Consider the following 23,890-nt stretch of genomic DNA (forward strand, 5'->3'; position numbering starts at 1 on the left):
TTTCCATCCGGCTGCACCGCCTCCTGCTCGCGGAGTACTCTTCCTTGATCGTTGGAGGGGGACCGGAAGGCGGTGCGCGGGTGAGCTCGGGAGGGCTGGAGCTGCCCCCTGGTGACACGGGTCACGAGGGGGAGACCGGCGACATCCCGCCCGGCGCGGTGTCCGTGGCGCGTCCGGTGGAGATCGGGGCCGAACTGGACTGGGGCGCGGACGCCTGGAGCGAGGTGCGCACGCGCGCGCAGCGGGCCGGCCGGGCGTACATCTGGCTGAACCTGGTGGAACAGCGGCTGCGGGCCGTGGTGGCGGCCGTGCTGCGCCCCATCTACGAGCCGGTGCACGGCGACGACTGGGTGGTCGCGGCGGCGGGCCCGGCCGGGCAGGAGTGGGTGCAGCGGGCCGTCGCCGTACGGGAGGTCTCGCGCCGCAAGGGGTATCTGCTCGACCCCGCCGACGACAACGTCCTGAGCTTTCTCACCCTGCCGCAGCTGCGCGAGCTGATGGTGCAGCACTGGCCCTGCTTCGAGCCGTACGTGGACGACCGGCGCGACGTCGAACTCGCCCTGGACGAGCTGGAGGTCGCGCGGAACGTGGTCTCGCGCAACCGCGCGCTCAACGAGGCGGTCCTGGCCCAGGCCGAGCGTGCCTCGGCCCGGCTGCTCGACGTGCTGGGCGGCGGCGCGGGCGCGCCCGCCGCGCACCGGCTGCCCATCGACGCCGTCGAGGACCTGGTGGGCGACCGGTACGCGGACGTGGTCTCGGTCCACTCCGACCGGGTGCGGCTGCAGCGCCAGCTCCCCGCCGAGGACCTGTTCAGCCACGCCCGCCGGCTCGACGCGATAGGCATCGGCCTCAATCTGCTGGTCCAGAACTACTCGGGGCGCCGACTGGTGCGGCTCGCCGAGTCGGGCTGCCGGGTCCGGCTGCTCTTCCTCAACCCGGCGAGCAGCGCGGTCAAGCGGCGCGAGCGCGAACTGGGTCTGAAGAAGGGCGAGCTGAGCCGTTCGGTCGAGATGAACATCCTGCACATGCGGCGGGTGCGGGCCCGGCTGCGCGACCCCGGGGCCTTCGAGATCCAGGTGTTCGACGAGACCCCGCGCTTCACGGCGTATCTGGTCGACGGGGACGGCACCGACGGCCTCGCGGTCGTCCAGTCGTATCTGCGCCGGGCGCGCGGGATGGAGGCGCCGGTGCTGGTGTTGCGCGGGGGAGCGCGGCGGGATGTCGTGCGCCCCGACCAGGACGCCGAACACGGGCTTTTCGAGACATACCGTGAGGAATTCGAGTCGGTGTGGGCGGACTCGCGGCCCGTTTCCTGACCGGCCGTCGGGCGGTCCGCCGGCCTTCCGGCCCCCGTTGTCAGTGGTGCGTGCGAGGCTGGTCGTCACTGGGGGAGAGCACCAAAAGGGAGGGCCAAGATGGGGTGGCACCGCGAACCGCTGGTCGGATTCGACCTGGAGACGACCGGCACGGACCCGCTGGAGGCACGGATCGTGACGGCCGCGGTCGTCGGGGTCCGGGGCGATGAGGCGGTCCGGCAGCGGAACTGGCTGGCGGACCCGGGCATCCGGATCCCCGCGCAGGCCTCGGCGATCCACGGCATCAGCAACGAGCGGGCGGCGTCGGAGGGCCGCCCGGTGCGCGAGGTCGCCGACGAGATAGCGGAGACGATCACGGGTTACTGGGCGCGGGGCGTGCCGGTCGTGGCCTACAACGCGGCCTTCGACCTGACGCTCCTGGCGGCCGAGCTGCACCGGCACGGACTGCCGTCGCTCACCGACCGGCTGGGGGGCGCGGCCCCGGGCCCGGTCGTCGACCCGTACACGATCGACCGTGCGGTCGACCGCTACCGCAAGGGCAAGCGGACGCTGGAGGCGGTGTGCGTGGAGTACGGAGTGGTGCTCGACGGCGCCCATGAGGCGGGCGCGGACGCGCTGGCCGCGGTCCGGGTGGCCGTGGCGATAGCCGACCGCCATCCGCAGGTCGCCCGGCTGCTCCCGGCGGAGCTGCACGAGCAGCAGATCGAGTGGTACGCCGCGTGGGCCGCCGACTTCCAGCGCTTCCTGCGCAGGAAGGGCACACCGGACGCGATAGTCGACCCGGCCTGGCCGGTACGGGAACTGGTCCCGGCCCAGGGCTGACAACACGCGGCGACGGCCGACGGCACCCGGTCCGACCCGGGCGGCGCTCCGGCGCGGAGCGAGGTGCGGCGGTTCAGAACGGGTACCAGCGGACCTCGGGATCCCCGTCCCGCAGGGAGGCGACCCGGCGGCGGAACTCGTCGAGCGCCTTGGGGTTGACCGGGGCGTGCTGGGCGACCCAGGCGCAGCTGGCCGTCTCCCGGGCGCCGCGCAGCACCGCGCACCCGTCCCACTCCCGCACGTCCCACCCGTACGCCTCGGTGAACGCGGTGTACTGCTCGTCCGGCAGCCCGTACCGGTCCCGGGAGAGAGCCATGACCACCAGGTCGTGCTCCCGGAAGTCGGCGGAGAAGGTCTCCAGGTCGACCAGGACCGGGCCGTCGGGGCCGACATGGACGTTGCGCGGCAGCGCGTCGCCGTGGATCGGGCCCGGCGGGAGGTGAGGGGCGAGGGCGGCGGCCGCCTCGGCGAAGCCGTCCCGGCGGGCGCGGAGATAGGCCGCGTCGGCGGGGTCGATCGCGTCCCCGGCCAGCCGCAGCCAGCGCTCCACGCCGCCGAGCAGCTCGCGGCGGGGCAGGGCGAACGGCGGGGCGGGCAGGGAGTGGACGATACGCAGCAGCTCGGCGAGGTCGCGCGGGCCCGCGGGGCGGACCGCGGCGGGCAGCCGGTGCCAGAGCGTCACCGGGTGGCCGTCCACCAGCCGGGGCGCGGGCTCGGCGGCCCGCACCGCCGGGACGCCGCACTCCGTGAGCCAGCCCGCGATGGCGACCTCGCGCTCGGCGCGCGCCAGGAGTTCGGGGTGACGGGTGGCGTCGCGGCCGACCTTGACCACCAGGTCGCCGGTCGCGAAGACGGCGTTCTCGCCGAGAGCGAGCAGCTCGGCGGGCGCGAGCAGCTCGGCGGGCGCTCCGGCGAGGGCTTCCACGGAGCCGGTCGCGGGGCTGTCCGTGGGGTCGTTCACACCCGCCGCACCTGGCGTGCCCGCCGCCCCCGCCGCACCTGGCGTGCCCGCCGCCCCCGCCGCACCTGGCGTGCCCGCCGCCCCCGCCGCACCTGGCGTGCCCGCCGCGCCCACCACACCCGCCGCACCCGGCGTGCCCGCCGCACCCGGCGTGCCCGCCGCGCCCGCCGCACCAGGCGTGTCCGCGCGCGCCGCGTCCGCCTCCGGTGTGCCCGGTCGCCGTGCCGCGCCGAGTCCCGCCGCGGCCAGTAGCTCGCGCGCCCGTGCCTCGTCCACTGTTCACTCCCGGTGATCGTTCCGTACCGGGCAAGTCTCGCATTCACGCAGGTCGTCTCGGAGAGGAGGCAGGTTGTCTTGACGAACCGACAGACCGTCAGCACGATGACGGGGGTCATTCGGCAATCCCGGCAAAGGGGTCGAACAATGACATCGGTCACCGCAACGGCGCGGACGGGGAGACGTTCCGGCGGGCGCTCCGGCAAACCCCCGGACCACGGGGCCTGGTTCCTGGTCCTGCCCGCGCTGATCCCGATCCTCGTCCTGAGCGTGGGGCCACTGCTCTACGGCATCGCCCTGGCCTTCACCGACTCCCAGGCGGGCCGCACCGCGCCCACCCAGTGGACCGGGCTGCTCAACTTCCGGGACCTGCTGCACGACACCCTGTTCTGGGAGTCGTTCAGGATCGGCCTCCTCTGGGCGGTCGGGGTCACCGTGCCCCAGTTCCTGCTGGCCCTCGGCCTCGCCCTGCTGCTCGACCAGAACCTCCGCTTCCGGTGGCTGGCGCGGGCGCTCGCGATCATCCCCTGGGCGATGCCGGAGGTCGTCGTCGGCATCATGTGGCGGCTCGTGTACAACCCGGACGCGGGCATCCTCAACGAGACGATCGGCGACCTGGGGCTCGGGGACGGCCGGGGCTGGCTGACCGGGCTCGGCACCGCGCTGCCCGCCGTGATCGTGGTCGGCGTCTGGGCGGGCCTGCCGCAGACGACGGTGGCCCTGCTCGCCGGGCTCCAGAACACCCCGCACGAGCTGCACGAGGCCGCCGCGATCGACGGCGCCGGCGCCTGGCGCCGCTTCCGTACGGTGACCTGGCCCGCGCTCAGGCCCGTGGCGCTGGCGATCACCGCGCTCAACTTCATCTGGAACTTCAACTCGTTCGCCCTGGTCTACGTGCTGACCAACGGCGGCCCCGGCGGCAAGACCCGGCTTCCCATGCTCTTCGCCTACGAAGAGGCCTTCCGGTACGGGCAGTTCGGGTACGCGGCGGCGATGGGGTGTGTGATGGTCGCGGTGATCTCGGTGTTCCTGGCGTTCCACCTGGTGGCGCGGCTCGGCGGGGGTGAGGACACGTGAAGTCCCTTAGCGGTCCGCTGAGTTCACCGCCTTCAGCCAGGCCAAGGCGTCCGGGTCCGGGCCCCGGTCCGGGTTCGGCCCGATCGTGGGGGCGCGCCGGGCAGTATCTGGCGCTCCTCGGCTATCTCGTCTTCCTGGCGTTCCCGTTCTTCTGGCTGATCTCCACGGCCTTCAAGCCCGCGCGCGAACTGGGCTCGCTGCACCCGACCTGGATCCCCAGGCACCCCACCCTCGACAACTTCCGGCAGGCCTTCGACGAACAGCCGCTGCTGCGCGCGGGGTTCAACAGCCTGGTGGCGGCGGTCTCGGCCGCGCTGATCGCCGTGGTCGTGGCGACCCCGATGGCGTATGTGATGGCGCGCAGACGCGGCAGGCTGGCGACGGCGGCGACCGGCTGGGTGGTGGTGAGCCAGGCCTTCCCCTTCGTCCTGCTGATCATTCCGCTCTTCCTGGTCCTGAAGAGCCTCCACCTCATCAACTCCGTGGCGGGGCTGGTCATGGTGTACGTGGTGTGGTCGCTGCCGTTCGCGCTGTGGATGCTCGTCGGGTACGTCCGCGCCGTACCGCTGGAGCTGGAGGAGGCGGCGGCCGTGGACGGGGCGGGGCGGCTGCGCACCCTCGTCTCGGTGACCGCGCCGCTGCTCGCCCCCGGCATCGTGGCGACGGGGCTCTTCGCCTTCATCACCGCGTGGAACGAATTCTTCTTCGCGCTCGTTCTCCTCAAAACACCGGAGAAGCAGACCCTGCCGGTCGTCCTCACCCACTTCCTCGGCGCGGAGGGGGCCGCCGACCTCGGTCCGCTCGCGGCGGCCGCCTTCCTCGCCACCCTGCCGTCGCTGGCCGTCTTCGCCGTCATCCAGCGGCGGATCACCAGCGGGATGCTCGCCGGGGCGGTGAAGAGCTGATGCGCTCACGTCTGTTGATCCTGGCCGGGGTTGTGCTCGCCCTGCTGCTCGCCACCCTCACCGGCTGCTCGGACAGCGGCTCGGGCGGCGGCGGGAAGGTCCGGCTCCGCTTCCAGTCGCTGGCCTGGCAGAAGGAGTCGGTGGCGGCCACCAAGGAGCTGGTGAAGGAGTGGAACGCGGCCCACCCCGAGGTCCAGGTCCAGTACGTACAGGGGAGTTGGGACACCGTCCACGACCAGCTGCTCACCGCGTTCGAGGGCGGTGAGGCGCCGGACGTCATCCATGACGCCTCCGACGACCTCGCGGACTTCGCCTACGGCGGCTACCTCGCCGATCTGCGCCCCCTGCTGCCCGCCGCGCTCAAGGAGGACATCCCCGCGCGGAGCTGGCAGACGGCGACGTTCGGGAAGGGGGTGTACGGGGTGCCGTTCCTTCAGGAGCCGAGGGTTCTGATCGCCAACACGAAGATCATCACGTCCTCGGGAGTGCGGATACCCACGCCCGAACAGCCGTGGACCTGGGAGGAGTTCCGACAGGTGGCGAAGCGGCTGAGCGGCAAGGGGCGGTACGGGATCGCCTGGCCGCTGAGGGAGCCCGTGTCGATCACGCTCAACCTGGGGCTCTCCACCGGCGGGCAGCTGTTCCACCGGGAGGCGGACGGCAAGGTGCGGGTGGCGTTCGGGGAGGGGGACGCGGCCGTCCCCACGGTCGTCCACGATCAGGTCAACGTGGACGGGAGCGCCGCGCGGACCACGCTCGGCATGGGCGGCTCCGACACCCTGCCGGGCTTCTTCGGCGGCAGGTACGCGATGGCCGCGCTGGGCTTCTCGTACCGTCAGCAGATCGTCCAGCAGGCGCCCAAGGGGTTCGAGTGGACCGTGCTCCCCGCCCCGGCCGGAAGCGAAGGGCTCGCGCAGGGGGTCAGTCCGCAGACCCTCTCGGTCGCCGAGGACAGCCCGCACAAGAGGGAGGCGGCCGCGTTCATCGGCTTCCTGCTGCAACCGCGCAACATGGTCCGGCTCGCCCAGGGCGACTGGATGCTGCCGACGGGGGCCGCCGCGCTGAAGGACCCGGCCCTGCACACCGCGCGGTACGGCTGGGCGACCGGTGCCGCGCTGGCGGGGGCGCTGCGCTCGGCGCCCGCGCAGTCGGTGCGGGGGTACCCGGAGTGGAAGGACAAGGTGGCGACCCCCGCGCTCCAGGAGTACTACAGCGGGGCGATCGACCTCGGGCAGTTGCGAAAACGCCTGGTCAAGGACGGGAATCTGGTGCTGGCCCGGTATCAGCGCTGAGTTCCCGCCCGGGCGGGGCGTAAATCAAATTGCACGAGACGTCTCGTCTTGTTTACGGTCGGGGCATGACCGCATCGAAGCGTGCCCACATCGCCATGTTCTCCATCGCCGCCCACGGGCATGTGAACCCGAGTCTGGAGGTCATCAGGGAGCTCGTCGCCCGGGGCCACCGGGTGAGTTACGCGATCCCCGAGTCGTTCGCCGCCAAGGTCGCCGTGACCGGGGCCGAGCCGGTGGTCTACCGGTCGACGCTGCCGACCGAGGACCATCCGGAGGAGTGGGGGACCGAACTGATCGACAACATCGAGCCGTTCCTGAAGGACGCCCTCCAGGCGCTGCCGCAGCTCGCGGACGCCTTCGAGGACGACCGGCCCGACCTGGTCATCAGCGACATCACCTCGTACCCGGCGCCGGTGCTCGCCCACCGCTGGGGCGTCCCCTATCTCCAGCTCTCGCCGAACCTGGTGGCGTGGGAGGGGTACGAGGAGGAGGTGGCGGAGCCGATGTACGCGGAGCTGCGCGCGTCCGAGCGGGGCAAGGCGTACTACGCCCGGTACCGGGCCTGGCTCGACGAGCACGGGATGCACCACACGGATCCCGACCGGCTCGTCGGCCGTCCCGCCCGCTCGATCGTCCTGATTCCCCGGGCGCTCCAGCCCCACGCCGACCGGGTCGACGAGTCCGTCTACACCTTCGTCGGCGCCTGCCAGGGCGACCGCGCCGAGCAGGGGGAGTGGCAGCGGCCGGAGGGCGCCGAGAAGGTGCTGCTGGTCTCGCTCGGCTCGACCTTCACCAAGCAGCCCGCGTTCTACCGCGAGTGCGTGAAGGCGTTCGGGGATCTGCCGGGGTGGCATGTGGTGCTCCAGACAGGCAAGTTCGTCGACGTCCGCGAGCTCGGGGAGATCCCCGCGAATGTGGAGGTGCGCGACTGGGTTCCCCAGCTGTCGGTGCTGCGCCAGGCCGACGCCTTCATCACCCACGCGGGCGCGGGCGGCAGCCAGGAGGGTCTGGCCACCGGGACGCCGATGGTCGCGGTGCCGCAGGCCGTCGACCAGTTCAGCAACGCGGAGATGCTCCAGTCGATCGGGGTCGCCCGCCACGTACCGATGGAGGAGGCCACCGCCGAGACCCTGCGGCAAGCGGTCCTGGCGCTGGTCGAGGACCCCGAGGTGGCCGAGCGCGCCGAGGCCGTCCGCGGCGCCATGGCCCACGAGGGCGGCACCCGGCAGGCGGCCGACCTGATCGAGGCGGCGCTCGCGGGGTGACGCCCGGCGCGGCCCTCGCGGCTCTTCGGGCAGCCGGAGCGCAAAGGCCCCGAACCCGCCCCCGACCGCAAACGCCCGACCCCGACCGCCCGACCCGACCCCGACCGCAAGCGCCTGCCCCGACCCCCCACGGCGTCAACAGGCAGGGGCCCGAGGAGCATCGATCGCTCCCCGGGCCCCTGCCCGTAACACCCGCCCGCGAGGGCGTCAGACCCGCACCACCCGGTCCCGGTCCTCGTCGCCGTGGTGGGCGGTGACCGGCGGGGCGACGGCCGACTCGTCGTGGGTGAGGTCAGGCAGCCAGCGCAGCCACTTCGGCAGGTACCAGTTGCGCTCGCCCAGCAGGGCCATGACCGCCGGGAGCAGGACGCCCCGGATGACCGTGGCGTCGATCAGGACGGCGGTGGCGAGGCCGACGCCCATCTGCTTCATCGACTGCATCGACAGCGTTCCGAAGATCGCGAACACCGCCACCATGATGACCGCCGCGCTCGTCACCACACCGGCCGTCGTCACCACGCCGTGCTGGATGGCGTCCCGGGTCGTGCGGCCCTGGAGGCGGGCCTCCCGGATCCGCGACACCACGAACACGTGGTAGTCCATCGACAGGCCGAACAGGATCACGAACAGGAACAGCGGCAGCCAGGAGATGATCGCGCCGACGCCCTCCGCGCCCACCAGCGAGGCGCCCCAGCCGTGCTGGAAGACGGCGGTCAGCACGCCGTAGGCCGCGCCCACCGAGAGGAGGTTGAGGATGATCGCGGTGATGGCGATGGTCAGCGAGCGGAAGCAGAGCAGCATCAGCAGGAAGGCGAAGACCACCACGAAGGCGAAGACCGGGGTGACCGCGCCGACGATCTTGGCGTTGAAGTCCTTGGACCCGGCGACCTGACCGGTGATCGGCGCGTCCAGACCGCGCACCTTGCCCAGGGTGTCGGGCCGGACGTGGTCGCGCAGCACGTCGAGGCTCTTCTCCGCCTTCTTCTGGTCGGAGCCGCCGATCAGCGGGACGTCGACGACCGCCACGTTCTCCGCGCTGTGCAGGGTGACCTTGATGGGGCCGTTCGAGGCGCCCCGGGCGACCGCCTGCGTACGGAAGTCGGTGATGGCCTGCTTGACCTCCGGCGTGTTGATGTCGGCGGCCTTGATGACGACGTTGGCGGGGCTGGCGCCGCCGGGGAAGGTCTCGTTGACGCGGTCGTAGGTGCCGACGATGGGCAGCGAGTCGCCGAACTCCTGGTCCAGGGTCAGGTTCTGGGTGTGCATGCCGAGCGCCGGTACGGATATCGCGATCAGCGCGCCCGCCGCCAGCACCAGGGCGGCCTTCGGGCGGCGCAGCACCGCGCCGAGGACGGCACGCCAGACGCGGCTCTCGCCGTTGCCGTTGCGCTTGCCGCGCTTGAGGCGGTTCAGGAACGGCAGCCGGCCCTTCTCGACGCGCTCGCCGAGCAGCGACAGGAGCGCGGGCAGCACGGTCACCGAGCCGACCATGGCCACCGCGACCACCATCAGGGAGGCCAGACCCATCGCCTCGAAGTCGGCGAGCCCGGTGAAGAGCATGCCCGCCATCGCGACGCAGACGGTGACACCGGAGACGATGATCGCCCGGCCGCTGGTCGCGGCGGCGATGCGCAGGGCCGTCTGGGCGTCGCGCCCGGCCTCGCGCTCCTCGCGCTCGCGGCGCAGATAGAAGAGGCAGTAGTCGACGCCGACGGCCAGACCGACCAGCAGCATCACGGAGTTGGCGGTGTCGCTCATCGCCTGGACGTGGCTGACGATCGCCATCAGGCCCATGGTGGCGATGATCGCCGTGAGCGCGAGCGCCACCGGCAGCAGTGCGGCGACCAGGGCGCCGAACGCGATGAGGAGGATACCGAGGGCGACGGGCACCGCCGAGTACTCGGCCTTCTTGAAGTCGTCGCCGAAGGCGTCCTTGAACGTCTTGCCCATGCTGGCGGCGCCGATCTCCTCGATCCGCAGCCCCTTGTGCTCGCCCTGCACCTTCTTCACCGCGTCGAGCACGGGCTCGATGCGGTCGGGCGCGGTGTCGGCCTCGCCGCGCACGTCGAACTGGACCAGCGCGCTGCGGCCGTCCTTGGAGAGCGTCTTCGCCGTATACGGAGAGGTCACCTTGGTGACCTGGCCGGTGGCGTCGACCGCCTTGATCACGGCGTCCACGGCCGCCCGGAACTCGGGGTCGGTCGCCTTCACCGAGCCGTCGCGGGCCTGGATGAAGACGGTCTCGCCGGCCGGCTCCTCAAGGCCCGCGTCATCGATGATCGTCTGCGCCTGGCCGACCTCGCCGGGCAGCTGGTTGTCCTTGACGTTGATGCGCCCGGCCGCCGAGCCGATGCCCATGGCCAGGACCACGAAGAGCACCCAGATCACCACCGCCGCCCAGCGGTGGCGGGCGCTCCACCCGCCGGCTCGCGCGGCCACTCCGCGCACTCTCGTAACCCCATTGACCATGACGAGCCTGCCCCCTGATGAGCGGTGGCAGCCCGGCGCCGCCATCCCCATATGACGCTAGGGGCAGGATCCAGCCGTCTCCTCGTGCTCGTTGGTGAACCGGACCTCCGGTATCTACTCCCTGCGATGTGGGGGCATCCCCTACAAGTCGCATTCAAGCCCCTTACACGTAAAGCCGATTGAGGGGGAAGCTCCGCTTGCGTGTCGCCACGAGGTGTCCACCAAGCCTGCACATAGGGCCAGTTGACCTGCGCTGGCCTGTTCTTTGTTACGAAACCTTGTTGTGTAAGTCACAGCTGCGTGGAGCTCTTGATCTGCGCTCGTCAATCGGCAAGGGTTTCGAGCCAGCCCCGGAAGGTTTCCATCCGGTAGGCCGAACCCCCCACAAAAACTGACGAGGAGACGCCACTTCATGGCAACTCACAAGCGCAAAAGCCGCCTCAAGCTCACAGCCGGGATAACCGCCGTGGCGGCCGCGGCCGGAGTCACCGTCATGACCACCCAGATGGCCGGCGCGGCCGCGCCCGCCGAGGGCACGGTGTTCGGGCTGAACGCCCAGGGCGCGATCGACGGCAGCTACATCGTCCTCCTGGACGAGAAGGCCTCCGCGGACGCCAAGCGCAAGCTCGCCGACCAGTACGGCGGCACGCTCCAGCGCGACTACACCTCCACGGTCAACGGGTTCTCGGCGAGCGGGCTCTCGCAGACCGAGGCCAAGCGGCTGGCCGCCGACCCGGCCGTCGGCAAGGTCGTCCAGAACAAGAAGTTCCACATCACCGCCGAGCAGGCCGGCCCGCCGTCGTGGGGGCTCGACCGGATCGACCAGGCGGAGACCGCCGGGGACGGCAAGTACACCTACCCGGACAGCGCGGGCGAGGGCGTCACCGCGTACGTCATCGACACCGGTGTGCGCATCAGCCACAAGGACTTCGGCGGCCGGGCCTCCTCCGGCTTCGACGCGGTCGACAACGACAACACGGCCGACGACGGCAACGGCCACGGCACGCACGTCGCGGGCACCATCGCGGGAACCGCGCACGGCGTCGCCAAGAAGGCGAAGATCGTGGCCGTCCGCGTCCTCGACAACGAGGGCTCGGGCTCCACCGAGCAGGTCGTCGCGGGCATCGACTGGGTCACCAAGAACCACAAGGGCCCCTCGGTCGCCAACATGAGCCTCGGCGGCGGCGCCGACCCCGCGCTCGACACGGCCGTCCAGAAGGCCATCGCCTCCGGCGTGACCTTCGCGGTGGCGGCGGGCAACGAGTCCGCCGACGCGGGCCAGGGCTCGCCCTCGCGCGTGAAGGAGGCGATCACGGTGGCCTCCTCCACCAAGGACGACAAGCAGTCGGACTTCTCCAACTTCGGCTCGGTGGTGGACCTCTACGCCCCCGGCTCGGACATCACCTCCGACTGGAACACGGACGACAACGCCACCAAGACGATCTCGGGTACGTCCATGGCGACCCCGCACGTCGTCGGCGCGGCCGCCGTCTACCTCGCGGGCCACAAGGACGCCACCCCGGCCCAGGTCTCGGACGCGCTGACCGGCGGAGCCACCGCCGACAAGATCTCCAACCCCAGCGCGGGCACCCCGAACAAGCTGCTCAAGGTCGTCGAGTAACCGTCCCCACGCAGTCGTGAACGACGGCTCCCGTGCCATCCCCCACGAGGCACGGGAGCCGTCCTATCGTGTGGACATGACGACGATGTACGCCGCCCTGCTGCGCGGGATCAATGTGGGCGGCTCCAAGAAGGTCCCGATGGCCGAGCTCAGAGCGCTGCTCACCGAGCTCGGCCACGGCTCCGTACGCACCTATCTGAACAGCGGGAACGCCGTCTTCAGCAGCGACTCCGCCGACCCCGACGCGCTCGCCGCCGAGCTGGAGCAGGCCATCGAGAAGCACTTCGGCTTCCGGGTCGCCTGCATGGTGCGCACCGGCGCCTATCTGAAGGCCGTCGTGGACGCCTGCCCCTTCCCGGCCGACGAGCTGGAGGGCAAGCAGCTGCACGCCACGTTCTTCTCCGCTCCCGTCGACCCCGAGCGCTTCGCGGGCATCGACACCAAGGCGTTTCTGCCCGACACGTTCCGCCTCGGCGACCGGGTCCTCTATCTGTACGCACCCGACGGCATCGGCCGCTCCAAGCTCGCCGAAGCACTCGCGAAGCCCGCGCTGCTCAAGGGCGTCGAGGCGACGGCCCGCAACTGGAACACGGTCAAGGCGCTGGTGGAGATGACCGGAGCCTGAGCGTCCGCCGGGGGCCGGGCCGCTGCGCGAAGTGGCCCAGCCGACCGGTGCGCGAATGGCCCGGACCCCGGTGCCAATCCGCCGCTACCTTCGTCCTATGGACACCACCGAGCACACCGGCCCCACCACCGTCGACTTCTACTTCGACCCCGCCTGCCCGTTCGCCTGGATCACCTCGCGCTGGATGCTGGAGGTCGAGCGCCACCGGAACATCGATCTGCGGTTCCGGGTGATGAGCCTGTACCTGCACAACATCGGCAACGAACTCCCGGACTGGTACCGGGAGTTGGTCGACAAGTCGATCCGCCCGGTACGGGTGGCCGTCGCGGCCGCGCAGGACCACGGGGACGGGGTGCTGCGCGACCTCTACACGGCGTACGGCACCCGGATACACCAGCAGAAGAACGAGGACTTCGACGAGGTCATCGCCCAGGCGCTGGCCGAGCTCGGCCTCCCGGCGGCGCTCGCGGACGCCGCGCACGACCCCGCCTACGACGAGGCGGTGCGGCGCAGCCACGACGCGGGCAAGGATCCGGAGGCGGACGCGTACGTCGGGACGCCGACGATGCACCTCGACGGGACCGTCTACTTCGGCCCGGTGCTGAGATCGATCCCGCGCGGCGAGGAGGCGGCCCGGCTCTTCGACAGTGTGCGCGTGATCGCCGCCCACCCGGACTTCTTCGAGCTGAAGCGGACCCGGACGGGCGGTCTCGACTTCGACTGAACCGGCTCAAGTGATCGGATGACTGGCGGGAGTTGGGTGTTTGAGCGGAGCGATTTCGCCCCATGCGTTGACCGCTCCCTGCCAGTGCTCCTATGTTTCCCTGGGTCGACCCCAGAGGAGGCAGGATGCCCGCGCTCCGGAGCACGCCCGCACGAGCCGCACTGACCGGGGTGCTCGCCGCCCTGGTCCTGGCGGGCCCCGGGCTGGTGCCGTCGGCCGGGGCCGGGCCCCGTACCGCCGGCGTATATGTCTCCCCGTCCGGCCGGGACGCCGCCGACGGCACGGCGGGCCACCCCGTACGCACCCTGACCCGCGCCCGCGACCTGGCGCGCGACAAGGCCGCGCACTACCGCTCCGCCCGCTACTCCGGCGACATCACCGTGCACCTCGCCTCCGGTACGTACCGCACGACCGGGCCGCTCGTCCTCGACGCGCGCGACTCCGGCCCGGCCGGGCACCGGATCGTCTGGCAGGGAGCGGGTGCCGACTCGACGCTGATCAGCGGCGGACGCAAGGTCGAGGGCTGGCGGCCGGTGGCCGGGCGCCCCGGCCTCTGGTCCGCCCCGGCGCCCCAAGGGCTCGGCGACACCCGGCAGTTGTACGTGGACGGGGTGCGCGCCCGGCGTGCGCGCGGCGAGGTCCCGGTCGGGCTGACCATGACGGCGACCGGCTACACCGCCTCCGCCGACACCCTCGCGCGCTGGCGCCGCCCCGCCGACGCCGAGTTCGTCTACACCAGCGGCGAGGCGCTGTGGAACGTCGAGCGCAACGGCCTCGGCCAGTGGACCGAGCCGCGCTGCCGGATCGCGTCCGCGACGGGCACCGCGATCACCATGGCCCAGCCCTGCTGGGACAACTCCACCAAGCGCGTGGAGTTCCCGGACCGGCCCGGCCGGACCGTGAGCATGGTGGGCCCGGGCCGTCTGACCAACGGCGGCCGGGCCTCGTACGTGGAGAACGCCTATGAGCTCCTCGACCAGCCCGGTGAGTGGTACTTCGACCGCTCCGCGCACACCGTCTACTACCTGCCGCGCACCGGTGAGGACCTGAGCCGCGCCGACGTGGAGGCGGCCGCCGCCGAGAAGCTCGTCGACGGGCGCGGCACCAAGGCCGCGCCGCTGCACGACATCGCCTTCCAGGGCCTCCAGTTCGGCTACGCCACCTGGCTGACGCCGTCCGGGCCCGAGGGGTTCTCGGAGATCCAGGCGGGCTACACCCTCACCGGTCCGAAGGGCTGGGCGACCCAGGGCCTGTGCGGTTTCGTGGACGGCGGCACCTGCCCGTTCGCCTCGTGGACGAAGATGCCGGGCAATGTGTCCTTCGCGTACGGGCGGCGCATCGGCATCAGCGACAGCGTCTTCGCGCACCTGGGCGCGGCCGGGCTCGACCTGGGCGCCGGGACCAAGGACTCCACCGTGCGCGGCAACGTCTTCACCGACATCTCCGGCAACGGCCTGGAGATCGGCGGCGTGGACGGCCAACCCGCCGCCTCGGGCGTAGAAGTGACGAACAATCACCTCTACGCCCTGCCGCGCGAGTACCACGGCGGCGTGGGCATCCTCGACGGCTACACCCAGCACACCACGATCGCCCACAACCAGCTCGACCACCTCGGCTACAGCGCGATCTCCCTGGGCTGGGGCGGCTGGCCCGACAAGATCGGCTCGCCCGCGACGCCCAACCCGAGCCACGACAACGCCGTGCGCGACAACCTGGTCTTCGACTACATGCAACTGCTCGACGACGGCGGAGGCGTCTACACCCAGGGCCTGACCGGCACCTCGATGGCCGACGGCGAGAAGGTCACCGGCAATGTCATCCACGACCAGTGGGGCCTGGGCAAGAGCGTCTACACCGACAACGGCTGTACGTACGAGACCGTCCAGGGCAATGTGCTGTACGGGGCCGCGTACGCCAACGTCGCCAGCCGCCACACCGACTACCGCGACGCGCTCGGCAACAACGACCCGACCCTGATCGCGGGCAACTGGTGGGAGGAGGGCGCCGCCGACAGCTCCAACAAGGGCCTGGTGACCAGCGGGAACCACCTCATGGCCGGACTGTCCGACGTGCCCCCCGAGGTCGTCGCCAACGCCGGGATCGAGCCCGCGTACCGAGGTGTGCTCGCCCGTACGGCGGGTGCGGTGTCCGTGCCCGAGGCGCCCGCCCGGGTCGGGACGAGCACGGCGGGGAGCGACGGGCTGTACGTCACGTTCAACCCGAGCTTCGTCGACGGCGGTTCACCGGTCACCGGGTACACGGCGCGCGCCCTGCGCCCGGACGGTACGGAGGCGGCCCGGGCGAGCGTCGACGCGGCGGACTTCAAGCGCCTCGCGGTGGTGCGGGTCGGGGGGCTCGCGGCGGGGGAGGGGCCGTTCCGGGTGGTCGTGACCGCGCGGAACGCGTACGGGGAGAGCGCGCCCTCGCTCGCGTCGGCGCCGCTCGCGCCGAGGGCGGCGTCTGTGGTGGCCGGCGCGCCGACCGGGGCGAAGGTGCGCGTCGGCGCCCGTGCGGTGACGGTGGTGTGGACGCCGCCCGCGGGTGCGGGGGACGCCGAGGTGATCGGGTATCGGATCACCGTGTCCGACGGGCGGGTGGTGCCGGTCGGTGGGCGGGATGTGCTGGTCACCCGGCCGTCGGGCAAAGGGATGTTCCGGGTGGTGGGGTTTCTTGAGCCCTCCACCTCGTACACCTTCACGGTTGCCGCGGTTACGGCGGCGGGGACGGGGGCGGGGGTGAGCGTGACGGCCACGACGTCTGCGGCTTAGGGGGGTCGTCGTTCGGCTGCGGACCGTGGGTGGCTGGTCGCGCAGTTCCCCGCGCCCCTGGGTAGTACGGGGCTCGCTCGTCGTCAGGTGCGCCAGCCCCGCGCCCCTGGGTAGTACGGGGCTCGGCCCCCGTCAGGTGCGCCAGCCCCCCTGCCCCCCTCACCGTTCGCCCCGCCACTCCCCGTCCCGCTCGGCCCACCGCACCGCCGGGCGTACCGCCAGGCCCGCTGTCGCGAACAGCGTGGCCAGGATTGCCCAGCCCGCGAAGCCGTGGCCCACCGCTGTCACCGTGATCAGGGCCGGGCCCGCCATCATCGCGACCGCGCTGCCCGAGCTGAACACGCCCTGGTAGACACCCTGCGCGCGGGAGTCGGCGAGTTCGTAGCCCAGGGTCCAGCCGCCGGCCGAGGACAGGACCTCGCCGAACACCTGGATCACCGCGCCGGCGGCGAGCACCGCCGCCGCCCACAGTGGGGAGAGCCCGGCGGACAGCGCGAAGACCACGCACGCCGCCCCGAGCAGCAGCCCCGCGCGGCCCATCGCCCGTACCGCGCCGGGCACGTCGGAGGCGCCCCGGGTCGCCCGCACCTGGAGCAGCGCCACCAGCACGCAGTTGACGATCATCACCAGCGCCACCGACCAGCGCGGGGCCTCGGTGTTCTCCACGATCCACAGCGGCATGCCCACTTCGAGCAGGCTGAACTGGAGGATGGTCACCGCGTTGAGGACGGTCACCGCCAGGTAGGGCAGGTCCCGTACCGCCCGCCAGCGGCTCTCGGCCGGGGCCTGCGCCGTGCTCTGCGCGTCGCGCGCGGCGGCAGCGGCGTTGAGCGGCAGGCTCCGTACGAACACGGCGGGCACCACATAGGTGGCCGCGTTGACGAGGATCAGGGCGAGGTAGGCGGCGCGGGTGTCGGCCTGGAGGGCCACCGCGCCGATCGCGCCGCCCACGCCCATCGCCACATTGGTGACCATCCGCAGATAGCCGCGCGCCTCCACCCGGGTCGCGGCGGGCAGCACGTCCGCGAAGAGCGCGGACTTCACGCCCCAGCTCGCCTGGTTGAGCGAGGCGTAGCAGACGGCCGCCACCAGGAAGCCCGCATAGCCGTCGACCAGGGAGTACGCGGCCATCGTGGCGCCGCAGCCCAGCCACAGCGCGGCGATCACCCGACGGCTGCCCCAGCGGTCGGAGGCCCGCCCGGCGGGGATGCCCGCCGCCACCCCGAACAGCCCGGCCACCGTGAGCCCGAACCCGACGTGGGTCGCGCCGATGCCGCAGACGCGGGTGAAGTACAGCACGCTGACGGGGAAGAAGAGGCCGTTGCCGAAGGAGTTGAGGGACGTCATCGCGGCGAGCCGGCGCAGCACCGGGTCGACGGGGAGGAGTCCGGCTCTGGTAGCGGGTGGGGCGGGGGTCTGCGCGGTGGCGGTCATGCCGTCACTCAACCCGGTGTGTACACGCCAGGGGCAATCATTTAGCGTCGGACTAAAGGGTGGGACCACGGGGGACGGCGGGGCCGGTGTGATCGAGTTCAGGTTCGGCGTCGGCGACCTCGCGAGCACGTCGTTCGCGTACTCGCCGTTCCAGGAGGCGGTGTTCTCGCTGTGGGGCTGGTGGGACACCTCGCGCTTTCCCCATCAGCGGCCGTGGCTGCGCCGGTTGCGCCCGCTCTACGAGCGCCAGGACACCGAGCTGTTCGCCGCGCTGGTCGCCCCACACGGCTTCATCCCGGACTTCCTGACGCCCCGGCCGCACAAGGTACGGGCCACGTTCGCCGAGCAGCTGGCGCAGCTGCGGGCCACGCCGGTCGAGGTGATCGGGCCGGATGTGCTGCGCACCTTCGGCGACGCGGAGCTGCCGCCGCTGCTGCGGGACGGGCTCGCCGACCCGGCGGCGCTCCTGGAGCGGGTCGCCGCCGCGTTCGACCGCTACTGGCACGAGTGCCTCGCCCCCGACTGGTGGCCGAGGGCCCGCGCGGTCCTGGAGGCCGATCTCGCCCGGCAGTCGAAGGTGCTGGCCGAGCAGGGCGCGGCCGTGCTCTTCCCGGACCTCGACAAACGGCTCACCTGGCACGGGGACCGGGTGCGGCTCAAGCACCCGATGCCGGACAAGTGGCCGGCGGCCGACATCCAGGTCGCGGGCCGGTCCATGATCCTGATGCCGACCACGTTCGCGCGCGGCGCCATCTCCACCATCGACCCCGGTCTGCCGCCGGTCCTCAACTACCCGGCGCACGGCCGGGGAACGCTCAGCGAGCTGCCGCCGCCGGTGAACGACCGCGCCCTGGTCCGCCTCCTCGGCCCGGCCCGCGCCCGACTGCTCACCCTGCTCGCGGAACCGGCCACCACCACCGAGCTCGCCCGGCGTCTGGAGATCACCCCGGGCGCGGTGAGCCAGCACCTGTCGGTGCTCTACGACGCGGGGCTGCTGCAGCGCGCCCGGCGGGGCCGCAGCGTCCAGTACGCCCGCACCCCGCTCGCCGAGGACCTGCTCAGGCGGTGAGCGCGGCCGGTCCCGCCGCCCGCGCGCGGGCCTCCTCGTACCGTACGAGCAGCAGCCGGGCCAGCTCCGGGGCCGCGCCCAGTACATCGGCCAGCACGTCGGCGTCCCGCGCGCCCCGGGCGATCCGGTCCGGCAGGAAGCCGGGGGCGATGACGTACGGGGCGACGGCGACACGCCGCACGCCGGACGCCCGCAGCTCCCGTACCGCGTCTTCCGTACGGGGATAGCCCCCAGAAAGAACAGCGGAGGCGAACGCAGGTCGCACGGCGCACCAACCGGTGTGCCGCAGCTCCCGCGCTACGTCAGCGATCACTGCGATCGCCTCCGGGTCCGTGGAGCCCGCCGAGGCCAGGACGACCCCGGTCGAGCGCTTGTCGGCGGGGGTGAGCCCCGCCTCGTACAGGGCCTCCTGGAGCCGTCGCTCCACCGTGGACAGGAGCAGCGGCGACGGGCCGAGGACGTCGGCGATGCGGATGTCCAGCTGCGGCGGCGCCTGGGCGAGCACCGCCGGGATGTCGGCCTTGGCGTGGAAGGCCCGGGTCAGGAGCAGGGGGAGGGCCACTACTTCCCGTACGCCTTCGAAGGCCAGGCGCTCCAGGACCCGTGGCACCGAAGGGGCGTTGAAGTCCAGGAAGCCGGTCTCCACGCGCAGCCCGGGCCTCCCCAAGGTCTCGGCTCCGCTCGACCAGGGGGCACCCCCATCGACCGCACGCGCCGCACCAGGGCGTGCACGGTCGCCGCGTGCCGCGGGTCGCGGCTGCCGTGGGCGATGACGAGGAGGACGGGTCCGTACATCGTGGCTCAGCTCTTCACCAGCAGACCGCGGCTGCGCAGCACATAGCGCTCCAGCGGGCTGAAGATGAGCAGGTCGATCGCGATGCCGACGATCAGGATCAGGAAGATGGCGAGGAAGACGCCGGGCATGTCGGAGTTGTTGCGGCCGTTCTCCAGCAACTGGCCGAGCCCCAGGCCGAGATCGGGCGAGGAGGCGATGATCTCGGCGGCCATCAGCGAGCGCCAGGAGAACGCCCAGCCCTGCTTCAGGCCCGCCAGATAGCCGGGCAGGGCGGCGGGCATCACGATGTGCCAGGTGCCGCGCAGACCGGTGGCGCCCAGCGTGCGGCCCGCGCGCAGGAACAGCGGGGGGACCTGGTCGACGCCGGAGACCAGGCCGTTGGCGATCGAGGGCACCGCGCCGAGCAGGATCACCGCGTACATCATCGAGTTGTTCAGACCGAGCCAGATCACCGCGGGCGGCACCCAGGCCACCGACGGCAGCGACTGGAGGCCGGACAGGATCGGACCGATGGCGGCGCGGATGAACCTCACCCGGGCCACGATCAGCCCCAGCGGCGTCCCGATGGCCAGCGCGAGCAGGAAGCCGAGCAGCCCGCGCGAGACGCTGGTCCACACGATGTCGAGCAGGGTGCCCTGGAGCCACAGCTCCTTGAGGCCCGACCAGACCGAGGACGGCGAGGGCAGCTTGGTCTCGTCGGCGACCTCCGCCCACACCAGGCCCTGCCAGACCACCAGGACCAGCGCGATCGCGGAGAGGGGCGGCAGGACCTTCTGGACCAGGGTCTCGCGCAGCGGCGTGCGGCCGCTCTGCACCGTCTCCAGTGCGTCGAGGCCCGCCTCCAGACCGGCCAGGTCGTGGGTGTCCTTGTCGGCCTCGACGGTCTTGACGGGCTCCTCGCCCGTCGACGTCTCAGTGCTGGCCATGGCGGCGGATCTCCCCACGCAGTTGTTCGGTGATCTCTACGGAGAGCTCCGCGACGTCGGAGTCCTCGATACGGCGCGGCTGCGGGATGTCCACGGTCCACTGGTGCGCCACCCGGCCCGGCCGGGACGAGAGCAGCACCACGCGCTGAGCGAGCCGGACCGCCTCGCGCACGTTGTGCGTGACGAACAGGACGGACAGGTTCCCCGCGACGGAGTCGCTGGTGTTCGCAGCGCGCCAGATGCGGGTCAGCTCGTCGTGCAGCACGTCCCGGGTGATCGCGTCGAGCGCCGCGAACGGCTCGTCCATCAGCAGCAGTTGGCTGTCCTGCGCGATCGCGCGGGCCATCGCCACGCGCTGGCGCATACCGCCGGACAGCTCGTGCACCCGCTTGCCGTACGCGCCGGTCAGCCGCACCAGTTCGAGCAGCTCCTCGGCGCGCTCGCGGCGTTCGGCCTTGGGCACGCCGCGCAGCCGCAGGGCGAGCTCGATGTTCTTGCCCGCGGTCAGCCACGGGAACAGCGCGTGCTCCTGGAACATCAGGGCGGGCCGCCCGCCGGGCGTCTCGATCGTCCCGGCGGTCGGCTTGTCGAGGCCCGCCACCAGGTTCAGCAGCGTCGACTTGCCGCACCCGGAGGCTCCCAGGAGGGTGACGAACTCGCCCGGCGCGACATCGAGGGTGATGTCGTCGAGCACGAGCTGGGGGCCGGCGGGACCGGCGAACGACTTCGATACGTGCCCGATCCGGGCGGCGTACTCCGTCGTGGCACGCTCCTCGGCCTCGGCGACTGCGGTGGCCATGGTCGTCACCTCCTGGGAACTGGTGCGGATTCGGGGTTACTTGACGCCGAAGCCGGCGTCGGCGACCGCGGGCTTGCCCAGGGCCTTGAGGACCTTGTTGAGCGGGGCCAGGTCGTAGATGCCGTCCAGGTCGGGCTTCTTCAGCAGACCGGCCTTGACGGCGTGGTCGGCCTCGATGCCGAGGGTGGCGGCCAGCGGGTCGTCGGTGGTCTTGATCGACTGCCAGGCCGGGTCCAGGACGTTCGCGGGGAGCGCCTTGCCGCTGAGCGCCTTCAGCGCGGTGTTAGCGGAGGCCTTGGCCTTGTCCGGGTTGGCCTTGATCCAGTCGTTGGTCTTCACCGAGCCGCGCAGCACCGCCTCGACGACGTCGGGGTGCGCCTTGAGGAACTTCTGCGACACGATGATGTTCGTGATCACGAACTCCTTGTCGGCCCACAGGTCGGCCTCGTCCAGGAGCACCTTCGCGCCCTGCGCGACCAGCTTGGACGCGGTCGGCTCCGGCACCCAGGCGCCGTCGATGGAGCCGGACTTGTAGGCGTCCGGGGTGATCTTGTTGTCCGTGCGCACCACGGAGACGTCGCCCTTGCCGCTCTGGGCGTCGACCTTCCAGCCCTTCTCCGCGATCCAGTTGAGGAAGGCCACGTCCTGGGTGTTGCCGAGCTGCGGGGTGGCGATCTTCTTGCCCTTGACCTCGTCCAGGGACTTGATCTTGTCCGGGTTGACCACCAGCTTCACGCCGCCCGAGGCGGAGCCGCCGATGATGCGCAGGTTCTGGCCCTTGGACTTGGTGTAGCCGTTGATCGACGGGGACGGGCCGATCCAGCCGATGTCGATCGATCCGGCGTTCAGCGCCTCGATCTCCGAGGGGCCCGCGTTGAAGGTGGAGGTCTTCACCTGGGTGCCGCCCAGTTCCTTCTGGAACAGGCCCTCCTGGACGCCGACCAGCGCGGTGGCGTGGGTGAGGTTCGGGAAGTAGCCGATCTTCACGGTGTCCGCCGACAGCTTCTTGGCGTCGGAGGCGGCCCCGGCGTTCTGGCTGTCGTCGGACTTCTTCTCGGAGCCGTAGCTGCACGCGGCCAGCGCGAGCAGCGGGAGGGCAGCGGCGGCGGCGAGGCTGCGGCGAAGGGCGGTGCGGTTGGCAGGCACGGGAGGTGTTCCTCTCGTTGGCCCGGCGGTCAAGTCCCCCTGGGGACGGGGGAGTTGGCCGGGGGAGCGGCAGGTCTTCGTCTGTGCGGATGGAGCGGGTCGTGCGGGTGGAGCCGCGGGGCGCGCGAGCGGTGCGCGTACGTCATCGCGCACATCGGCCGACCCCGCCCTGACCGCTGCCGAGGACGCCGCTGCCGATGCGGCCGCCCTCCTTCGCGAACGTGGAGTAGAAGTCCTGGACGCTCATGGTCAGAAGTCCCACCCGTCGTAGTCGACGTCGGCCTTGACCGGCTCGGGCGAGGCGAACGACTCGCCGACCATCCCCGCGGTGAGCGTGGTGCCGTCGGCCGGGTCGATCAGGATGAAGGCACCGGTGCGCCGCGAGTCGGCGTACGAGTCGAGCGGCAGCGGCTCGGCGGTACGGATCTTGACGCGGCCGATGTCGTTGGCGACCAGCTGCCCCGGGTGCGGGTGCAGCGACAGGTCGTCCAGGGTCAGCCGGGACGGGATGTCCTTGACGATCGCCTTGACCGTACGGGTGCCGTGCTTGAGCAGCACGCGGTGGCCCACGGCGAGCGGCAGGTCCGCCACGTGGCAGACCGTCGCCTCCACGTCCTGCGTGGTCGCGGGCGCGTCCCCGCTCGGCACGATCAGATCGCCGCGCGAGATGTCGACGTCGTCGTCCAGGAGCAGCGTCACGGACTGCGGGGTCCAGGCCACGTCCACCGACTCGCCGAGCAGGTCGATCCCGGAGATCTTCGAGGTGCGGCCCGAGGGCAGCACGGTCACGCTCTCGCCGACGCGGAAGGTGCCCGCGGCGATCTGGCCCGCGTAGCCCCGGTAGTCGGGGTGCTCGGCGGTCTGCGGACGGATCACGTACTGCACGGGCAGCCGGGCGTGGCAGCCGGTGAGGTCGTGGCTGACCGGGACCGTCTCCAGGTGCTCCAGGACGGTCGGGCCGCCGTACCAGTCCATGTGCGCGGACGGCTCCACCACGTTGTCGCCGGCCAGCGCCGAGATCGGGATCGCGGTGATCTCCGGCACGCCCAGCTCGGCGGCGTACGTGGTGAACTCCTCGGCGATCGCCGCGAAGACCGCCTCCTCGTACCCGACCAGGTCCATCTTGTTGACCGCAAGGACCACGTGCGGCACCCGCAGCAGGGCGGCGACCGCGGCGTGCCGGCGGGTCTGCTCGACCACGCCGTTGCGGGCGTCGACCAGGACCAGGGCGAGGTCGGCGGTGGAGGCGCCGGTCACCATGTTCCGGGTGTACTGCACATGCCCGGGGGTGTCGGCCAGGATGAACCGGCGCCGGGGGGTGGCGAAGTAGCGGTAGGCCACGTCGATGGTGATGCCCTGCTCGCGCTCGGCCCGCAGGCCGTCGGTGAGCAGCGCCAGGTCGGGGGCGTCCTGGCCGCGCTTGGCGGAGGCGGCCTCGACGGCCTCCAGCTGGTCGGTGAGGACCGACTTGGAGTCGTGCAGGAGCCGGCCCACCAGGGTGGACTTGCCGTCGTCGACGGATCCGGCGGTCGCGAAGCGCAGCAGGGTGGTGGCGGAGAGGTCCGCGAACTGCACAGCATGGTCAACGTGCGTGGACAT

At 71.8% G+C, this 23,890-nt stretch carries 18 protein-coding genes and 1 pseudogene; 11 read left to right on the forward strand and 8 right to left on the reverse strand.

The genetic code is table 11. The features are described from left to right. Positions 1–80 precede the first annotated feature (80 nt). A complete protein-coding gene (locus BX283_RS30750; protein WP_101390709.1) occupies positions 81–1,316 on the forward strand; it encodes an SAV2148 family HEPN domain-containing protein in 1,236 nt (411 codons plus the stop codon). A 99-nt stretch (positions 1,317–1,415) separates the two neighbouring features. Further along, positions 1,416–2,138: a 3'-5' exonuclease gene (locus BX283_RS30755; protein WP_101390710.1), complete on the forward strand. Its 723-nt coding sequence runs from the start codon at positions 1,416–1,418 to the stop codon at positions 2,136–2,138. 73 nt (positions 2,139–2,211) lie between these two features. Here the strand turns inward: BX283_RS30755 and BX283_RS30760 are convergent, their stop codons facing one another. Beyond that, positions 2,212–3,063: an aminoglycoside phosphotransferase family protein gene (locus tag BX283_RS30760; protein ID WP_101392662.1), complete on the reverse strand. Its 852-nt coding sequence runs from the start codon at positions 3,061–3,063 to the stop codon at positions 2,212–2,214. A gap of 459 nt (positions 3,064–3,522) precedes the next feature. Here BX283_RS30760 and BX283_RS30770 point away from each other — a divergent pair, with 459 nt between their 5' ends. The 4 genes from BX283_RS30770 to mgt all read left to right on the forward strand — a co-directional run bounded on the left by BX283_RS30770 (position 3,523) and on the right by mgt (position 7,914). Continuing rightward, a complete protein-coding gene (locus tag BX283_RS30770) occupies positions 3,523–4,452 on the forward strand; it encodes a carbohydrate ABC transporter permease (RefSeq protein ID WP_101390711.1) in 930 nt (309 codons plus the stop codon). A gap of 107 nt (positions 4,453–4,559) precedes the next feature. After that, positions 4,560–5,357, forward strand: a complete 798-nt coding sequence (locus BX283_RS30775) for a carbohydrate ABC transporter permease (protein ID WP_101392663.1) — start codon at positions 4,560–4,562, stop codon at positions 5,355–5,357. Continuing rightward, positions 5,357–6,649, forward strand: a complete 1,293-nt coding sequence (locus BX283_RS30780) for an ABC transporter substrate-binding protein (RefSeq protein ID WP_101390712.1) — start codon at positions 5,357–5,359, stop codon at positions 6,647–6,649. Before BX283_RS30775 ends, BX283_RS30780 begins: the two co-directional genes overlap by 1 nt. Before the next feature lie 65 nt (positions 6,650–6,714). After that, the gene (gene mgt, locus BX283_RS30785; RefSeq protein ID WP_101390713.1) at positions 6,715–7,914 is read left to right on the forward strand and encodes a macrolide-inactivating glycosyltransferase; all 1,200 of its coding nucleotides are present in this window, start codon (positions 6,715–6,717) and stop codon (positions 7,912–7,914) included. A gap of 207 nt (positions 7,915–8,121) precedes the next feature. Here mgt and BX283_RS30790 read toward each other — a convergent pair whose 3' ends face one another. Continuing rightward, positions 8,122–10,383 carry an MMPL family transporter gene (locus tag BX283_RS30790; protein WP_101390714.1) on the reverse strand — a complete coding sequence of 754 codons (2,262 nt, stop codon included), beginning with the start codon at positions 10,381–10,383 and terminating at the stop codon, positions 8,122–8,124. A 412-nt stretch (positions 10,384–10,795) separates the two neighbouring features. Between BX283_RS30790 and BX283_RS30795 the strand changes: the two genes are divergently transcribed. From BX283_RS30795 to BX283_RS30810, 4 genes are all read left to right on the forward strand, one after another. Beyond that, positions 10,796–12,004 (forward strand): S8 family peptidase, encoded by a 1,209-nt coding sequence (locus BX283_RS30795; RefSeq protein WP_101390715.1) that lies wholly within the window; start codon positions 10,796–10,798, stop codon positions 12,002–12,004. A gap of 76 nt (positions 12,005–12,080) precedes the next feature. Next, on the forward strand, positions 12,081–12,629 hold the full coding sequence (locus BX283_RS30800; RefSeq protein WP_101392664.1) for a DUF1697 domain-containing protein: 549 nt from the start codon (positions 12,081–12,083) through the stop codon (positions 12,627–12,629). Between the two features lie 97 nt (positions 12,630–12,726). Next, positions 12,727–13,353: a DsbA family protein gene (locus tag BX283_RS30805; RefSeq protein ID WP_101390716.1), complete on the forward strand. Its 627-nt coding sequence runs from the start codon at positions 12,727–12,729 to the stop codon at positions 13,351–13,353. A gap of 125 nt (positions 13,354–13,478) precedes the next feature. Continuing rightward, complete coding sequence (locus tag BX283_RS30810) at positions 13,479–16,121, forward strand: fibronectin type III domain-containing protein (protein ID WP_101390717.1); 2,643 nt, start codon at positions 13,479–13,481, stop codon at positions 16,119–16,121. Between the two features lie 159 nt (positions 16,122–16,280). On the opposite strand, the gene BX283_RS30815 is transcribed toward BX283_RS30810, so the two are convergent. Then, complete coding sequence (locus BX283_RS30815; RefSeq protein WP_101390718.1) at positions 16,281–17,555, reverse strand: MFS transporter; 1,275 nt, start codon at positions 17,553–17,555, stop codon at positions 16,281–16,283. Between the two features lie 88 nt (positions 17,556–17,643). Here BX283_RS30815 and BX283_RS41750 point away from each other — a divergent pair, with 88 nt between their 5' ends. Then, positions 17,644–18,624: a winged helix-turn-helix domain-containing protein gene (locus BX283_RS41750; RefSeq protein WP_257583945.1), complete on the forward strand. Its 981-nt coding sequence runs from the start codon at positions 17,644–17,646 to the stop codon at positions 18,622–18,624. Here the strand turns inward: BX283_RS41750 and BX283_RS30825 are convergent. The 5 genes and pseudogenes from BX283_RS30825 to BX283_RS30845 form a co-directional block, all read right to left on the reverse strand. Then, positions 18,614–19,419 (reverse strand): annotated as a pseudogene (locus tag BX283_RS30825) (sirohydrochlorin chelatase). The gene BX283_RS41750 and the pseudogene BX283_RS30825 sit on opposite strands and share 11 nt — an antisense overlap. 6 nt (positions 19,420–19,425) lie before the next feature. Beyond that, positions 19,426–20,346 carry an ABC transporter permease gene (locus tag BX283_RS30830; RefSeq protein ID WP_101390719.1) on the reverse strand — a complete coding sequence of 307 codons (921 nt, stop codon included), beginning with the start codon at positions 20,344–20,346 and terminating at the stop codon, positions 19,426–19,428. Continuing rightward, positions 20,333–21,145 carry an ABC transporter ATP-binding protein gene (locus tag BX283_RS30835; RefSeq protein ID WP_101390720.1) on the reverse strand — a complete coding sequence of 271 codons (813 nt, stop codon included), beginning with the start codon at positions 21,143–21,145 and terminating at the stop codon, positions 20,333–20,335. Before BX283_RS30835 ends, BX283_RS30830 begins: the two co-directional genes overlap by 14 nt. Before the next feature lie 36 nt (positions 21,146–21,181). Continuing rightward, positions 21,182–22,291, reverse strand: coding sequence for an aliphatic sulfonate ABC transporter substrate-binding protein (locus BX283_RS30840; protein WP_101390721.1), 1,110 nt, complete (start codon positions 22,289–22,291; stop codon positions 21,182–21,184). Positions 22,292–22,540: 249 nt separating this feature from the next. Then, the gene (locus tag BX283_RS30845) at positions 22,541–23,890 is read right to left on the reverse strand and encodes a sulfate adenylyltransferase subunit 1 (protein ID WP_101390722.1); all 1,350 of its coding nucleotides are present in this window, start codon (positions 23,888–23,890) and stop codon (positions 22,541–22,543) included.

Source organism: Streptomyces sp. TLI_146 (genome assembly GCF_002846415.1).
In the GTDB taxonomy this organism is placed as follows: domain Bacteria; phylum Actinomycetota; class Actinomycetes; order Streptomycetales; family Streptomycetaceae; genus Streptomyces.

Excerpts from the sequence above, each read along its gene's own strand:
- BX283_RS30815 (WP_101390718.1), bottom strand. The coding sequence starts at position 17,555 with ATGACCGCCACCGCGCAGACCCCCGCCCCACCCGCTACCAGAGCCGGA.
- BX283_RS30835 (WP_101390720.1), bottom strand. The coding sequence starts at position 21,145 with ATGGCCACCGCAGTCGCCGAGGCCGAGGAGCGTGCCACGACGGAGTAC.
- BX283_RS30795 (WP_101390715.1), top strand. The coding sequence starts at position 10,796 with ATGGCAACTCACAAGCGCAAAAGCCGCCTCAAGCTCACAGCCGGGATA.
- BX283_RS30810 (WP_101390717.1), top strand. The coding sequence starts at position 13,479 with ATGCCCGCGCTCCGGAGCACGCCCGCACGAGCCGCACTGACCGGGGTG.
- BX283_RS30770 (WP_101390711.1), top strand. The coding sequence starts at position 3,523 with ATGACATCGGTCACCGCAACGGCGCGGACGGGGAGACGTTCCGGCGGG.
- BX283_RS30805 (WP_101390716.1), top strand. The coding sequence starts at position 12,727 with ATGGACACCACCGAGCACACCGGCCCCACCACCGTCGACTTCTACTTC.
- BX283_RS30800 (WP_101392664.1), top strand. The coding sequence starts at position 12,081 with ATGACGACGATGTACGCCGCCCTGCTGCGCGGGATCAATGTGGGCGGC.
- BX283_RS30830 (WP_101390719.1), bottom strand. The coding sequence starts at position 20,346 with ATGGCCAGCACTGAGACGTCGACGGGCGAGGAGCCCGTCAAGACCGTC.
- BX283_RS30780 (WP_101390712.1), top strand. The coding sequence starts at position 5,357 with ATGCGCTCACGTCTGTTGATCCTGGCCGGGGTTGTGCTCGCCCTGCTG.
- BX283_RS30755 (WP_101390710.1), top strand. The coding sequence starts at position 1,416 with ATGGGGTGGCACCGCGAACCGCTGGTCGGATTCGACCTGGAGACGACC.
- BX283_RS30790 (WP_101390714.1), bottom strand. The coding sequence starts at position 10,383 with ATGGTCAATGGGGTTACGAGAGTGCGCGGAGTGGCCGCGCGAGCCGGC.
- BX283_RS30845 (WP_101390722.1), bottom strand. The coding sequence starts at position 23,890 with ATGTCCACGCACGTTGACCATGCTGTGCAGTTCGCGGACCTCTCCGCC.
- mgt (WP_101390713.1), top strand. The coding sequence starts at position 6,715 with ATGACCGCATCGAAGCGTGCCCACATCGCCATGTTCTCCATCGCCGCC.